The sequence below is a fragment of the Enterococcus moraviensis ATCC BAA-383 genome (assembly GCF_000407445.1).
GTDB lineage: Bacteria > Bacillota > Bacilli > Lactobacillales > Enterococcaceae > Enterococcus_L > Enterococcus_L moraviensis.
The window spans coordinates 668,103-683,028 of the sequence record NZ_ASWB01000002.1; the positions used below are offsets into that span (position 1 = coordinate 668,103).

At 32.0% G+C, this 14,926-nt stretch carries 11 protein-coding genes; 10 read left to right on the forward strand and 1 reads right to left on the reverse strand.

Going from position 1 to position 14,926, the window contains the following annotated elements:
* The first annotated feature begins 11 nt into the window (after nt 1–11).
* From I586_RS09155 to I586_RS09180, 6 genes are all read left to right on the forward strand, one after another.
* Nucleotides 12–353 carry a hypothetical protein gene (locus I586_RS09155; protein WP_010765423.1) on the forward strand — a complete coding sequence of 114 codons (342 nt, stop codon included), beginning with the start codon at nt 12–14 and terminating at the stop codon, nt 351–353.
* 366 nt (nt 354–719) lie between these two features.
* On the forward strand, nt 720–1,559 hold the full coding sequence (locus I586_RS09160) for a hypothetical protein (RefSeq protein ID WP_010765422.1): 840 nt from the start codon (nt 720–722) through the stop codon (nt 1,557–1,559).
* Between the two features lie 268 nt (nt 1,560–1,827).
* Nucleotides 1,828–2,544 (forward strand): hypothetical protein, encoded by a 717-nt coding sequence (locus I586_RS09165; RefSeq protein ID WP_010765421.1) that lies wholly within the window; start codon nt 1,828–1,830, stop codon nt 2,542–2,544.
* A gap of 146 nt (nt 2,545–2,690) precedes the next feature.
* Nucleotides 2,691–4,628 carry an Eco57I restriction-modification methylase domain-containing protein gene (locus tag I586_RS09170; RefSeq protein ID WP_010765420.1) on the forward strand — a complete coding sequence of 646 codons (1,938 nt, stop codon included), beginning with the start codon at nt 2,691–2,693 and terminating at the stop codon, nt 4,626–4,628.
* Between the two features lie 5 nt (nt 4,629–4,633).
* The gene (locus I586_RS09175) at nt 4,634–7,936 is read left to right on the forward strand and encodes a DEAD/DEAH box helicase (RefSeq protein ID WP_139242649.1); all 3,303 of its coding nucleotides are present in this window, start codon (nt 4,634–4,636) and stop codon (nt 7,934–7,936) included.
* Nucleotides 7,937–7,954: 18 nt separating this feature from the next.
* On the forward strand, nt 7,955–9,952 hold the full coding sequence (locus I586_RS09180; RefSeq protein ID WP_010765418.1) for a DUF262 domain-containing protein: 1,998 nt from the start codon (nt 7,955–7,957) through the stop codon (nt 9,950–9,952).
* 86 nt (nt 9,953–10,038) lie between these two features.
* Here the strand turns inward: I586_RS09180 and I586_RS09185 are convergent, their stop codons facing one another.
* Nucleotides 10,039–10,305: a hypothetical protein gene (locus I586_RS09185; protein ID WP_016249973.1), complete on the reverse strand. Its 267-nt coding sequence runs from the start codon at nt 10,303–10,305 to the stop codon at nt 10,039–10,041.
* Nucleotides 10,306–11,156: 851 nt separating this feature from the next.
* Between I586_RS09185 and I586_RS09190 the strand changes: the two genes are divergently transcribed.
* The 4 genes from I586_RS09190 (at nt 11,157) to I586_RS09210 (ending at nt 14,530) form a co-directional block, all read left to right on the forward strand.
* Nucleotides 11,157–11,345, forward strand: a complete 189-nt coding sequence (locus I586_RS09190) for a hypothetical protein (protein ID WP_010765416.1) — start codon at nt 11,157–11,159, stop codon at nt 11,343–11,345.
* Nucleotides 11,346–12,125: 780 nt separating this feature from the next.
* Nucleotides 12,126–12,698, forward strand: coding sequence for a TetR/AcrR family transcriptional regulator (locus I586_RS09200; RefSeq protein WP_010765413.1), 573 nt, complete (start codon nt 12,126–12,128; stop codon nt 12,696–12,698).
* 20 nt (nt 12,699–12,718) lie between these two features.
* Nucleotides 12,719–13,459, forward strand: coding sequence for an SDR family NAD(P)-dependent oxidoreductase (locus tag I586_RS09205; protein ID WP_010765412.1), 741 nt, complete (start codon nt 12,719–12,721; stop codon nt 13,457–13,459).
* Nucleotides 13,460–13,525: 66 nt separating this feature from the next.
* Nucleotides 13,526–14,530, forward strand: a complete 1,005-nt coding sequence (locus I586_RS09210) for an NADP-dependent oxidoreductase (protein ID WP_010765411.1) — start codon at nt 13,526–13,528, stop codon at nt 14,528–14,530.
* Nucleotides 14,531–14,926: the final 396 nt, after the last annotated feature.

Genomic DNA, 14,926 nt, shown 5'->3' on the forward strand with positions numbered 1-14,926 from the left:
TGGATTATAAAATGAAGATGGAACATATATTAATAGAACTCTTTTTGGACGATGATGTGGACTTGAATCAAGATTTGGAAAAAGGCGCAAAACTTAAAGATCTAATTGAATCAAGTAAAGGATGCACTATTGTAGAACATGAAATAGCATACGCTGGAAGAAATGGCTTTGTCCATGGTGTGGAAGATTGTATAGGATTTGGAGGAGAGATGGATATCGATTCAAATGTTGAGAATGCTAGTGAAAAGAGGAAATTCTTAGTCAGCTTATGGGAGAAAATATGTAAAGAAAAAATAGATGAAGCTTATGAAGAATATATGGATTTGAAAAGTAAGTATCTTAAGGAAAATTGATTTTGCAAGGGATGTTTTTTATTATTTTATCATTAAATTTATTAATGACTCTGAGCATGAAATTACAATTTTGAATAAATAATGAAAGTTAACCAAGCTAAAATAGAAAAAAACAGAAATCTTAAGTTAACAAGATTTCTGGTTTTTACATATATGGCGTTAAGTATTCAGATTTGTATTAGATACGATAATGTGTGTTCAAAAGTGAGCCCTAAAGCAACGGAGATTTGAGCTTGTTAAGCAGGGAATAAGGTATCAGACAGACAAATTGAAAGAACAGTTCTAAGAAAATAGATATTTTATAAAAAATCAATATAGCTATTTTTTCTTACGCTTGGTATGATTAGGTAAAAAGGAGAATTAAAATTGATTGAACCCATTTTAACTGCAATTAGCGCAATCATAACGTTAGTTACAACAATTTTAGGCGTTTTTGAAGAAAAGAAAGCTATAGAAAAGACAGAAAAATCAATAAATAATCAAGATCAAAAGTTTAACAATATAACAACGCAAGGTGATAATTCAGCTATAAATATTAATGCAACTCAAATTCAACAATCAGTAGTTGTAAAAAATCATCAAGAATATAAAATAAAAGATGAAAAATTTAAGGAAAACCTTACAAGATTAAAAGGGTATAACAAATTCTTTTTAATAATGTTTCCGGTAGTGATGTTTGGTTTAGCTTATCTTAAGAAAATTGAATCAATTGATTATGCTATTCGTATCAGTATAATAGTTGTTTGCTCGTATTCAATTTCACTTTATTTGAGATATGTATACCAAAGATATGTAAGAAAAATAAAAAATAGAGGTCATGAGGAAGATGTTTTAAGTAAGATAATAAGAGGGATTGAATTCTTTTTGTTTCCTTTAGCTATTTTTGTGATATCTGTAATAAATGTAGGAGGCTCTATACTCCAAAGTTCTACAGAGACAAGTAATTTGGATTCTATTTATATTTTCATAATTTTGTATTTAATTTCAGCTTATGTGGAATCTTTAATATTTCAATTTGTAATAGGCAATAATATTTGGAAAATTTCATTTTTTATAAGAAAAATGCTTGTGCTCGTATTACTATTATTTTTTAGTTTTTTAATGTTGCTTCAACTGCTAATACAGGTTCTTTGTTGTGTAATTTTACCTCAACATTATATCTACTTACATGGCGTTTTGTCTGTATTAGTAAATGAAACTATCTAGGTTTATTACTATATCTTTGAATTGTAAAACTATATTTCTCTAGTAAAAAGAACCTAATTCAACCTATATAAAAGTAATATTTTTAATGGAAGGGTCAGTGGGATAAAATTTTAGACTTGAAACGTTATTATGTGACGTTTTAAGTCTTTTAATTTATCTATTTTTCATTAAAAAACTCAAAATGTAAAAAAAAACAATTTATTTGGACTTTATTATTATTTTTATGATATTATAGTATTGCATATTATGAATCGGAGGGATAATTATAATGTCAGTTAATATTAGTGATATAAAAAAAATGAATATTTCAAGTAATGCTTTGAGATGGGCCGCAGAGACCAGTTTAATGAAATTACCATATACATATAATGGATTTGTTTCACGTTCAAAAAATGAAATTATTGATAATTTGTTTCGCGGTGACTTGGCTAAGTCAGCAGTAATTGAATACCTTGTAAGTATAGGAAAAAATATATCAGATGAATACGATTCTGTAAGAACTGATAATTTTCGATATCCAATGAGTAATGTGGGGAGAAAACATCATTTTATGATGGATACTTTTAAAGTAGAATTAAATTCTTCCAAATTACCACCACAAATATCTTATATCAATGATAATAGACTATTAGAAAAAGATATCAAGATTACTCATAATACTAATGATCATATAGAACCAATTTTTTTAGGTTATGATATAGTTATGCAATTATACTACAACTTAGACAATCAAAATTATATCTTTAATTTAAATCCTTTTGATATTAGTTTTATTGAAAACCCAGATAATAACCTAAGTTTAAGAGTGGACAGACTTTTGAAGAATATTTCAGTTGATTCACTGGATTTATATTTTTTCGCATTTGTTACAGAACAGCAATTACGAGGATTGTCATATTTCGGAAATTTATGGGGCTTTAATAATGCAAACAGACAATTTTATTGTTGTAAGATTAAAGATTGTAGTCCATGCTCTATGCTATAATAAGGCTGATATTTCTTTCAGCCTTTTTTTTAGGATCAAAACTAGGTTTCTATCTAGCTTTCAGAGAGATTTAAGAAGCTTTGTTTATTTTTTTATGGATTATTGTTACAATTAATATTTGTATAGTAGATAGAGGAGGAGTTTATTTGAGTAATTCATTTTTTTGTGAAGATATTGACATTGATGAGAATACAATTCTTCGTAGTTCTCCTAATCTTTTTAAAATATTACTTCGTGATCGAACTACGAGAAAAAATATTATCTGGGCAACTAAAACATATGAATTATTAGGTAAAGAATTTGGATCAAAAGAATCGATAAAAATAACATCAATTACAGGTGAAAAATCGTCTCTCATAAGGCCTAGAATTGAAAAATTTAAATATGAACAATTAGAACGCACAAAAGGTAAAGCAGAAGTTTTCACGCCATTATGGATAGTAAAAAAGCAAAATGATATTATCGACCAAGAGTTTAGTCGTTTATCAGTTGAAGAATATGTATCTAAAATTTGGATGGAAATTACTTGTGGGGAAGGTCCTTATATGGTTAGTAGGTATGATTCTGTGACAGGAGAAATTGTTCCTATTGAGACCCGTGTTGGCTTTGTTGACAGAAAATTAAGAAGGATTAATCAAGAAGTTGCTGATGAAAAAAAGTGGTTTGAGTATGTAAAAAAGGCTTATCAAACAAGTTTCGGCTATGAATTCCAAGGTGATTCTTTATTGATAGCTCGTGAGAATTTACTATATACATTTATTGATTATTATTTGGAAAAATTCGATCGACATCCTGATATTAAGCTACAGAAAGAAATTGCTAAAATAATTAGTTACAATGTATTTCAAATGGATGGGTTAAATTATACGATCCCATATTCGGGTGAAAGTTTTCAACTAGAGTATTTGGAGCAACTTAATTTATTTGGAGAGGAAATTACGCAAAAAACAACAAAATTGGAAAAAGAAAATTCAGGTGTTTATGTAAAAATAAGGAATTGGAAAAATCAACAAATGAATGAGTTTAAATCATTTGTCAATAAGGAGGAAAGTAGGATGAAATTTGATGTGGTTGTTGGGAATCCTCCCTATCAAGAGGAAATTGAGGGAAATAATCGACAGTCCAGACCAATATATAATTTATTTATGGACGAGGTTCAAAATATTTCCGAGCGCTCTATATTAATTACCCCTGCTAGATTTTTAGCTAATACTGGAGCTACTCCAAAAAAGTGGAATAATAAAATGCTGAGCTCAACTAATTTAAAAATAGAGTTTTTTGAACAAAAAAGTTCTAAAGTTTTTCCAAATACTGATATTAAAGGAGGAGTAGTTGTTACTTATTATGATAGGAGTAAATATTTTGAATCTATAGATACATTTATTCCACTAAAAGAACTAAACTCCATTTTTCATAAAGTTAAAAATGAAAATAAGGACAATCTAGGTTCTATAGTTTATAGTCCGGATAGCTATAGATTTACGGACTCAATGTTCAATGATTACCCTGAATTTAAAAATCGAACTGATACTTCACACCTGAAAGCAGTCTCATCAAATGTTTTTGAACGTTATCCAGAAGTTTTTTTATCAGATGAAGAATTTGCTGGTGATACTGTTAAAATTTACGGAAGAAAAGACGGAAGGAGAGTTTTCAAAAAAATAAATAAAGCTTACTTGATTAAACACCCAAATATAGATAAGTGGAAAGTTTTTATTCCTGGTGCGAATGGAAGTGGAACTTATGGAGAAGCTTTGAGTACTCCTATTTTAGGAGAACCATTTATGGCACATAATCAAACTTTTATAAGTATTGGAGCATTTGATACTAAATTTGAAGCTGAAAGTCTTTTAAAGTATGTAAAAGGAAAATTTTCAAGAGCTATGTTGGGAATTATGAAAACAACTCAAAATAATCAATCAAAAGTAACGTGGTCTAAGGTTCCCATGCAAGATTTCACTTCAAATTCAGATATCGACTGGTCAAAAACAATCCCTGAAATAGATCAACAACTCTACAAAAAATACAATCTTAACGAAGAAGAAATTAATTTCATTGAAACGAAAGTCAAGGAGATGGAATAATGGACATGAATGTTGTTATTGAACCCAAAAAGTCTATAAAACCAACAATTTATGCTTATGTTACTCCCACTAATACTGCTAAAAATGGCTGGATTAAAATTGGTTATACTGATCGTGATGCAGATAAGCGTATTTGGGAACAAACGCATACAGTTGGGATTGAACCGAAGAAACTTTGGGATCATGAAGCTCGTTTCAATGGTGGCGGTTATTTCTCAGACCGTGACTTTCATGCATTTTTAACTAAAAATGGTATTCGACGAAATAAGGGAACAGAATGGTTCTTCTTCAATGGAAATCCAGATGAAGCAGAGTCACTGTATCGTGAGTTCGTTTTTAAGGACTATTCAAAAGTCCAAAAAGAGCAAAAGTTAGATTATCAATTACGCACTGAACAAGAAGCAGCAGTTGAAAAAACTCTTGTATACGCTAAAAATCATCCAAATGGAGAATTTTTGTGGAATGCAAAACCTCGTTTTGGTAAAACATTGACTTCTTATGATCTAGTTCGTAAGTTGGATTCAATGAATGTGTTAATTGTAACGAATAGACCAGCTATTGCTAATTCTTGGTATGATGATTTTATTAAATTCATCGCTTGGCAGACTGATTTTAAGTTTATCAGTGAATCTGACTCACTAAAAGACCGTTCACCAATGACTCGGCAAGATTTTGTTGACTATACTGTTACACATGATGATGCTAAACAAGTAGCCTTCTTGAGTTTACAAGATTTAAAAGGATCAAAATACTTTCGAGGTGATGGTGGTGGCTTTGATAAGCTTAAATGGGTAGCGGACACAAATTGGGATGTTCTGATTATAGATGAAGCGCATGAAGGAGTAGACACCTTTAAAACAGATGTTGCTTTTCGTTATATAGATCGACAATTTACTTTGCACCTTTCTGGAACACCTTTTAAAGCAATAGCTAAAGGTTCATTCAATGATGAACAAATATTTAATTGGTCATACGAAGATGAACAAGCAGCTAAAGACAACTGGACTGAGGAAGAAAATAATCCCTATGAACCCTTACCACAACTGAACATGTTTACTTATCAAATGTCGAAAATGATTACGAATGAAGTAAATCAAGGGATTGAACTTGAAAATGAGAATAATGTTGATTTTGCTTTTGATTTAAATGAATTTTTTGCAACGAAAGAAGATGGACGGTTTGTTCATGAAGCTGATGTAAAAAAATGGTTGGATACATTGACTCACAATGAAAAATATCCTTTTTCAACATCTAAATTACGTAATGAATTAAAACATACTTTTTGGATCTTGAACCGTGTTGCAAGTGCAAAAGCTTTGAAGAAGTTGTTAGATGCGCACCCAGTTTTTGAAAATTATGAAGTTATTCTAGCTGCTGGGAATGGTAAGTCTGAAGCAGAGGATTTATTGGCTAATGAAAGTTCATTCAAAAGAGTACGTGATGCCATACAATCAAATGACAAGACAATTACACTTTCGGTTGGTCAATTAACTACAGGAATTACAATTCCTGAATGGACAGCGGTAATGATGTTAAGCAATATGAAATCGCCCGCACTTTATATGCAAGCTGCTTTTCGAGCACAGAATCCTAATGTTTGGACGGAACAAGTAAGTGGTGAGGAAGTTCGATATCAAAAACAAAATGCGTATGTTTTTGATTTTGCACCGGAAAGAACGCTAATTATCTTTGATGAATTTGCTAATAATTTGTCTACCCATACTGCATCAGGCGGTGGAACATCTGGTGATCGTGAAAAGAATATCAAGAAATTATTAAATTTCTTTCCTGTGATTGGTGAGGACAAAGAAGGGAAAATGGTTGAACTTGACGCCGCTCAAGTGTTAACAATTCCAAAAGCAATTAAAGCAACTGAAGTTGTTAAAAGAGGATTCATGAGCAACTTATTGTTCGCAAATATTTCAGGTATTTTTCAAGCTCCTCAAGCAGCACTTAGCATTTTAGATAATATGGATTATGCTTCACAAGGTAAAGTGAAAAAACCTGATGATCAGCCAACAATCGACACAAAAAATATTGAAGTGGATGATGATGGACAAGCAATTGCAGACAATGAAATTGTCATCACGAAAACAAAGGCTATCTTTGGAAGTAAAGTATATCAAATAGAAGAAAAAATAGAAGAGACGATTGGAAAAATCGATTCTGACAGCGTCCGTGATTCTTTGGCTAAAGATATTGGGAAAACAGTTGTAGAGAATTTTAAACCACAATTAGAAATTGTTAAACCAGATTATGAACTTACAAAAAAAGGTTCAGAAAAAATTGAGAAAAAAATCCAGACTGAAGTAGAATTAACCATTAAGAAAAAAAATGCAGATTTTAATAATCAACAAGCACATATAGAAAGTAATTTAGAAAAAGATATAAAACAAGTGAATACTGTTGAGGAGAAAGTTCAAATTGAAAAGCAATATGCTGAAAAACTAGAAGAAGCTTTTGAAACATATCAACAAGAAGTGAAAAAAGAAGTTTCTCAAAAAATTGAAACGTTAAGTAAAGAGATTGTTGAAGAGCAAGAACAAAAGCAAAAAACAAAAGAAAAAACGATGATTGAAGAGGATATTCGAGGGCGTTTGCGTGGGTTTGCTCGTACAATTCCAAGTTTTATTATGGCTTATGGTGATGATTCACTGACATTAAAAAACTTTGATCACTATACTCCTGAAGAGGTGTTTTTGGAAGTCACTGGAATCACTGTTGAGCAATTCAAGTTCTTGCGTGATGGTGGAGACTATCAAGAAGATGGTAAGACACACCATTTTAGAGGTATGCTATTTGATGATGTAGTATTTAATGAATCTGTACAAGAATTTTTAAGAAAGAAAGATGAATTATCTAATTATTTTGAAGATAATGAAGAAGATATATTCGATTATATTCCACCACAAAAAACCAATCAGATCTATACTCCTAAGTGGGTTGCAAAAATGATGGTTGAAGATTTAGAAAAAGAGAATTCAAATATTTATGATGATTCTAGTAAAACATTTGCTGACCTTTATATGAAATCGGGGCTTTATATCACAGAAATTGTTAAAAAGCTTTACAATAGTCCGGTCATAAAAACGGAATATCCAAATGATAAAGAACGAATCAAACATATTTTGGAAAATCAAGTTTATGGGTTGGCTCCAACAGAAATTATCTATAAAATTTCAACTAATTTTATTTTCGGTAATTTAGATAATGATATTAGTCGGAAGAATTTCCTAATGGAAGATGCAACACCTTATGCGAAAAATGGTATGCTACAAGATTTGATAAATTCATCGTTTGGTGATTAGGATTAAGGAGAATTAAATTTGAAAGCAGATACAATTAAATTTTTTGAGTTTTTAGAACAAAAAAAGACTATTTTTAATATTCCTGTTTATCAACGTAATTATGAATGGTCAAATGAGCAATGTGTTCAGTTATTCAATGATGTTGAAAAAATTATTCAAGATGATTTCTCAGCCAAACACTTTCTTGGAACAATCGTTTATGTGGACGAACGTGGACCAAAGCTAAGTAAATATTTTAATATTATCGATGGACAGCAACGGATTACTAGCTTTATGCTATTTATGAAAGCAATTGCTGATTTATCTGACGATGAAAGTCTTTATGATGAAATTTTAGATGACTACTTGCTAAATCCTCGTAGTGAAGAAAATAATAAAATCAAACTACGTTCTGTTGAAAAAGATCGTCTTGTATTTCGTAAAATTATTGAGAAGCATGAAGTGGAAGAAACATCTAAGGTTTCTGAAAACTTCAATCTCTTTCTAACTAGAATTGAGGAATCGGAATATGAGCCTAAAGAATTTTTTGATGCGTTAGGAATGATAGAAATTGTTTACATTGAATTGAATGGTAATGATGAATCAGAAAATCCACAAGTAATCTTTGAAAGCATTAATTCAACTGGACTCTCTCTAACAGCATCTGATCTGATTAGAAATTTCCTGCTAATGGGCATTGATCATGAAACGCAAAATCGTTTATATAAAGATTATTGGACAAAAATTGAGGAACGAATTCCAACAAACCAAATATCTACTTTCATTAGGTTCTATCTAACGTTAAAATTTGGTGCTACTGTGACTGAAAGACGAGTGTATGAAGAATACAAACGATTCTTCAATAATAATCATTACACACCTGAGACAGCAATTAAAGAACTGGAAAATTACTCTAAATATTATTTCTGGTTAAACAATGAAATTATTCCAAAATCAACAGTAAATGAACGAATTAAAAGAGTTAATCTGATGAAAGCTACAATTGTTTACCCGTACTTAATGCAGATTTTAAAATTAGGTGATGATGGAATCTATACATGGGACAATGTTGATGAAATTTTCGGAACAGTCGAATCTTATCTGTTTAGACGCTCAATTACTGATAAGAGAACCAATGTATTGAATAAGATGTTTGCAGCGTTATCTCGTGAGATTTCAATAGATAATGAGAAAGATCGTCTAATTATTGAACTAACCAATAAAAAAGGAACGCAAATTTTTCCAAGAGACGCAGAATTTGTAAATAGTTTTCAAACAGTCGCTTTATATAATAGAAAAAACAATCTCGCTAAGTTAGTTTTGATGATGCTTGAACTTTATCGGACAAAGGAACCAATTAGCTTTGAATCGATTCAAGTGGAGCATATTATGCCACAAACTTTAACGAATGATTGGAAGGTTTCAGTCAAAAATGCTAATGACGTTCAAATTAAATATGGTGATACAATCGGTAATTTGACCTTAACAGGATATAATTCAGAACTATCGAACAAGTTATTTAGCGAAAAAAGTAAAATGTATCAACAATCAAATATTACTTTAACTCGAGAACTAGCTAATGAATATGATAAATGGGATGCTTATACAATTGAAGATAGAGCAAAAAAATTAAGTGAAGAAGCGTTGAAAATCTGGAAATTTCCTATCCAAGTACAAGCTGAAGAACAGTCTTCTGTAAGCGGAGAACACTTTTTAGATGAAGACGTTAATATTACAGGAAGTAAACCGAAGTTATTATCTATTGAAGATAAAGACTACAAAGTTGATAGTTGGAAAAAAGTACTTATTTCATTTTTAGATTTTGTTTGGGAATTTGACAGTCAAACATTTGCTAATTTAAAGAGAAGAGAAGTACTTAAAAGACTATTTAGTCCAGCAGATGAAGTTAGAAATCCTGGCAAGCTATCCAACGGTGAAATTGTAGAAACAAACTTTAGTTCGGAAACGATTCTTTCTATCATCAAAATAATCGCCACTGAATATAATATTTTTGATGATATAAGTTATACTATTTAATATACGAATAAAATATAATTATTCAAAATAAGTATATACTCTTTTCTGTTTAAGAAAGTGAAGAGTATATACTTGTTTTTATTAAACTAAACTTTGTTTCGCTGAATCATCCTCGCTACAATCTCTTCACTCTCCTTCAAAACCTCTTCAAAATCCCCAGAAAAAACCTGATACAACTGCTGACAAGAATAATACCGCATCCGCATATCCTTCTTATTCCTCGTAACCTTCCCATCAAAAAACTCATCCAAATAAACCAACGACTTCTGCCAAGACCGAAGCTTGATCAACTCACTCCGCACATCCAAAATATCCTGATAAGGTACTGCCTTCAAATTCTGTTCTTTACTCATCACTACACATCCATTCCTATTTTTTTGAAAAAACAACAGGAAAATAAAAAACGATCAGACCTATCTGCGCCTCATCGTGTGCAATAGTTCGCCAAAGAACACATGAAATCGCCAAAAAGATGAAAGAATCCAGCAAAGAGACTAGTAAAATCAATCAAAATTAAGTACAATAAAACATGCGAGTACTTCGGTACGCGCTATCGGCAACTCGGATAAGCAGTTTGTGGCTGTTTATTCGGGGCCTTGCAACATGATTCCAGTCAGGTTGTAAGGTGCCGTTTTTTATTTTTCTATTTTTTAACTTGTACATCGTTACGTTTCATTATCACCACCATCAATAAAAGTCAGACATAGAATAGAAACAAAAAAGGCATTGGCGCAATGTCCAATACCTGAATAAGTCAATAGTAGCTTAAAGAAACCTAGCAATCCTTTCTAGTGGTAGCTCAAAAAGAGACACAACAAAAAAGCTAGTGATTCGTTTACTATTGGCAAACTGATGTGGACAGTTTTTGAAGATTTCAATACCATTTCCGTTAGGTTCCAGCCAAACAAAAAGGTGCCAAGGATTAAATTGTCATAAAGTTGAGTGATGTTCTGAATCAGGACTTACTCAGCTTTTTTATTTCCATTCTATACACTAAGTATAAATAAATCGACAACGAGAATCAAGGCGAACAAGGAAGAAAAACGAACAAAAATTCGGAATTATTGAATGATGCCATTAATTTTTAATTAATCTTGAAGATAAAAAAACTATGTTAGCATGAAATAATAAGATTCATTTACTGAAAGTTCACTCAAAATCTAGTATGATAATAGTTAAATACGAATCAAAGGATGTGCGTGCTATGTCATTAAACATAGATAAATCAAATCTAACAATCATGGGTGTACAATTTGATTCCCAAAAAGACTTTAAAGACGTCTGGTATGCTTTGAGTACGAATATGATTGAAGGCTGGGAGCCTGAAAAGCACGATGTAGAAGAGATGAAACAATACATTATCAGAAAAACTAAAGAGCAACTCCATGGATAATTTCGCTGTATATGATACGTATTCCTATGTTGATCCTGATAATGAGTATACGTATCTTGATTCTTCTGTTCTAAAAAATAAGTTGAATATGTAAAACATTGGTTAGCAAATATCTTGGATAATCTCAATTATATGTATACATTCAGAGAAAGGAATGGAAGAACACAGTGTGAAGTCATTCGGGTTTTAGCGTTGATTAATATTGATGGTCAAGATGAGGTTTATAAGCAATATATGGATGGAGCAGTTTATTCAGATGTGAAGCTCTTGGATAGTTTAATCAGTTCCTTAATGGAGAAAATAGTTGAATAATAAATTTTGTTTTGATGGTTATTCTAAGTTAGAAATACCTATCAAACGTTCGCCCACGAAAGTCAAATTTTTATACACCGAAACTTACACCGATTGACTTCAAAATCGATGAAAACCATTGAAATATTTAATTTCCCCAACACCCAAACCCCTTGATATGACTGATATTTCAATCTATCTCAATCAAAAATCGGTAGTGGAAGGGTCAGTCGGCTAATAACAAAATACAAGCTAGGAACGCTGTTATATAGGCATTCCTAGCTTTTTCTAATGCTCGAAAATAAAAGTAGCATCAATGACATTTTTTTAGAACAAATCATTTTCTGTTTCGATGAATCTTAGAAAACTTCTAAAGTATGACATACTTTTTTTAACCAGAACAATCAATTCTGATTTATTGACATCTTTATAAATAATTGCTAATATAAGAACGATCATTCTAGAATGGGGGAAAGGGGGACTGGGGCAATGGCAAGAACAAAAGAATTCAATGAATCAGTTGTGTTGGATAAAGCAATGCTGACCTTCTGGGAACAAGGGTATGAAAAGACGTCTATGCAAGATTTAGTCGATAACATGGGGATTCATCGCCGTAGTATTTATGATACATTTGGGGATAAACATGCACTTTTCATGAAAGCTCTTGACCAATACGAAACTGAGTTAGAGCAAGAAATTTCCCAACGTTTAAAGCCGACAATGTCAACAAAAGAAAAGCTTGAGGAATTATTTTCAATTGTTATACAAGAAAATTCTGATCATCCAAAAGGTTGTTTGATTGTTAATACAGCTACTGAGCTAGCTTTACTGGATTCGGAAGTGACAGAAAAGGTTCAGGGGGCATTTTCTAAGAGTGAGAATTATATTTATCGACTGCTAAAGGAAGGACAAAAGAACGACATAACTTTAAAAAAGCAAAATTTACACGAATTGGCTAGTTACTTACATAATGCGTGGGTAGGGATTAGAGTTTTAGCGAAAACGACCAATGATCAGAAAAAGCTGCGTTCAATTGTTAAAGTAACGTTGTCCATTTTATAAAAAAGAGAGTAGGAATAGAAATGAAGAAAAAATATACAGTAATTACAGGAGCCAGTTCTGGTATCGGCTATGAAACAGCGTTTGCTTTTGCTAAGAAAGAAAAAAATCTTATTTTAGTTGCAAGAAGAGAAGATCGGTTGAATTCCTTGAAAAAAAGGATTCAAAAGGAGTATCCTGATTTAGATATTGTATTAAGAAAAAGTGATTTGTCAGATCGAAAAGCAGTTTATGAATTGTATCACTCCTTGACCAATTACAACATTGAAACATGGATTAACAATGCTGGTTTAGGGACATCGGGAGTGTTGATGAATGCAGATTTAGAAAAAATTGAACAACTTATCCATGTAAATGTAGAAGCAACAACAATCCTATCGACCCTCTATGTCAAAGATTATGCGAATGTAAAAGGAACACAGCTCATCAATGTATCTTCTGCAATGGGGTATGTTATTGCTTTAGGAAATGTGGCTTATTCAGCTTCAAAGTTTTTTGTTAGTGTTTTAACTGAAGGTCTTGCAGGGGAGCTAAAAAACGCTGAGTTAAAGGCAAAAGTATTAGCTCCTGCACTCACAGCTACAGATTTTATTAAACAAGCTAGTAACGATGGTATGAACGATCAAAAGCTACAGTTGCGGACACCAACAGAAGTGGCTAATTTCCTGATAAGATTGTATGAAAGTGAGAAGACAGTTGGACTTGTAAATGAACACAACGAATTTTTACTAAAGGACTCAATTTTTCCGACGTTTTCACTATAAATTTTTTTGAACAAAACTAGAATGAACGTTCTAAAAAGAAATTAATAAATGAAGGAGACTATAAACATGAAGGCTGCACAAATAGAAAAGTATTCCAAAGAATTGATGGCAAAAATAGTAGATATTCCTATCCCAGAGATATCGGCTGATCAGGTATTGATCAAAGTGAAGGTTGCTGCGGTGAATCCTCTTGAAATCTTAAATATAACAGGAGCTGTAAAGCTGATCCAAGATTATAAAATGCCATTAACTTTGGGAAATGAACTAACTGGAATCATCGAAAAAGTTGGGGAAAATGTTCAAGGCTTTAAAGTAGGAGAAGCAGTATATTGTAGATTGCCAGTGAATAGTATCGGTGCTTTTGCAGAATATGCTGCTGTTGATGCTGATGCTATAGGGCATTTACCTAAGAATTTGGATTTTACAACGGGAGCGGCTGTTCCGTTAACGGGCTTAACTGCGTATCAAGCCTTACATGAAGAGCTGGAAGCAAAAGCAGGTCAAACAGTTTTTATCCCTGGAGGTTCAGGTAGCTTTGGTCAAATGGCGATTCCGATTGCAAAAGCGATGGGACTAAAGGTGATTGTTTCAGGGAGCCCAGAAGCGAAAGAGAGAACCTTAGCAGCAGGTGTGGATCGTTACATTAATTATAAAAAAGAGAACTATTGGGAAACACTTGAGCCGGTAGATTTTGTCATTGATACGTTAGGTCCGGATGAATTTGAACATGAATTGTCAGTCATTAAGTCAGGTGGACGCTTATTGAGCTTGCGGACAAGTCCAAATAAGCAATTTGCAGTAGATAAAAAGCTGGCAAAGTGGAAACAGATTCTATTTGGCTTAGCGGGCTCAAAATATGATAAAAAAGCGAAAGAAAAAGGAATTGACTATCGGTTTATATTTGTACGTGCCGATGGAAAACAGTTAAGTCAGATTACGGATCTTGTTGAAAGAAATAATATTGTACCTGCAATTGACCCAACTGAATTTAAGCTAGAAGATATTAATAAGGCTTTAGCTCTGGTTGCATCAGGCCATCCCAAAGGGAAAGTGCTGATTAAGCTTGATTGAATATCTGTGAAAAAGTGATTTATCCAAATATAAAGTGCGACTGGAAAATGATTGGAACCAAATAAACTAAAAGCTAAGAACGCTGTTGTATAGGCATTCCTAGCTTTTTCTAATGCTCGAAAATAAAAGTAGCACCAATACTAGCACCAATGGGTATTTTTAGAACAAATCTTTTTCTGTTTCAATAAATTGTGCGAATTTTTCGGCGCTACATTAGGGATGGATATTGAAACTGATGTCTATTCATATATCGAAAAATTAGCTATTGCGTTAAATGTTCATTCTTTTATTTCAGAATATTAGTTCTCTATGTATTCATATAATCATTAGATACCAGATATATCAACGAGCGCGAGTAACAGCATAATTAATAGTGCATGTATTGCTCGCGCTTTT

Coding starts and splice junctions, on each gene's coding strand:
- I586_RS09210 (WP_010765411.1), top strand. CDS start 13,526: ATGAAGGCTGCACAAATAGAAAAGTATTCCAAAGAATTGATGGCAAAA.
- I586_RS09205 (WP_010765412.1), top strand. CDS start 12,719: ATGAAGAAAAAATATACAGTAATTACAGGAGCCAGTTCTGGTATCGGC.
- I586_RS09175 (WP_139242649.1), top strand. CDS start 4,634: ATGAATGTTGTTATTGAACCCAAAAAGTCTATAAAACCAACAATTTAT.
- I586_RS09200 (WP_010765413.1), top strand. CDS start 12,126: ATGGCAAGAACAAAAGAATTCAATGAATCAGTTGTGTTGGATAAAGCA.
- I586_RS09155 (WP_010765423.1), top strand. CDS start 12: ATGAAGATGGAACATATATTAATAGAACTCTTTTTGGACGATGATGTG.
- I586_RS09190 (WP_010765416.1), top strand. CDS start 11,157: ATGTCATTAAACATAGATAAATCAAATCTAACAATCATGGGTGTACAA.
- I586_RS09165 (WP_010765421.1), top strand. CDS start 1,828: ATGTCAGTTAATATTAGTGATATAAAAAAAATGAATATTTCAAGTAAT.
- I586_RS09185 (WP_016249973.1), bottom strand. CDS start 10,305: ATGAGTAAAGAACAGAATTTGAAGGCAGTACCTTATCAGGATATTTTG.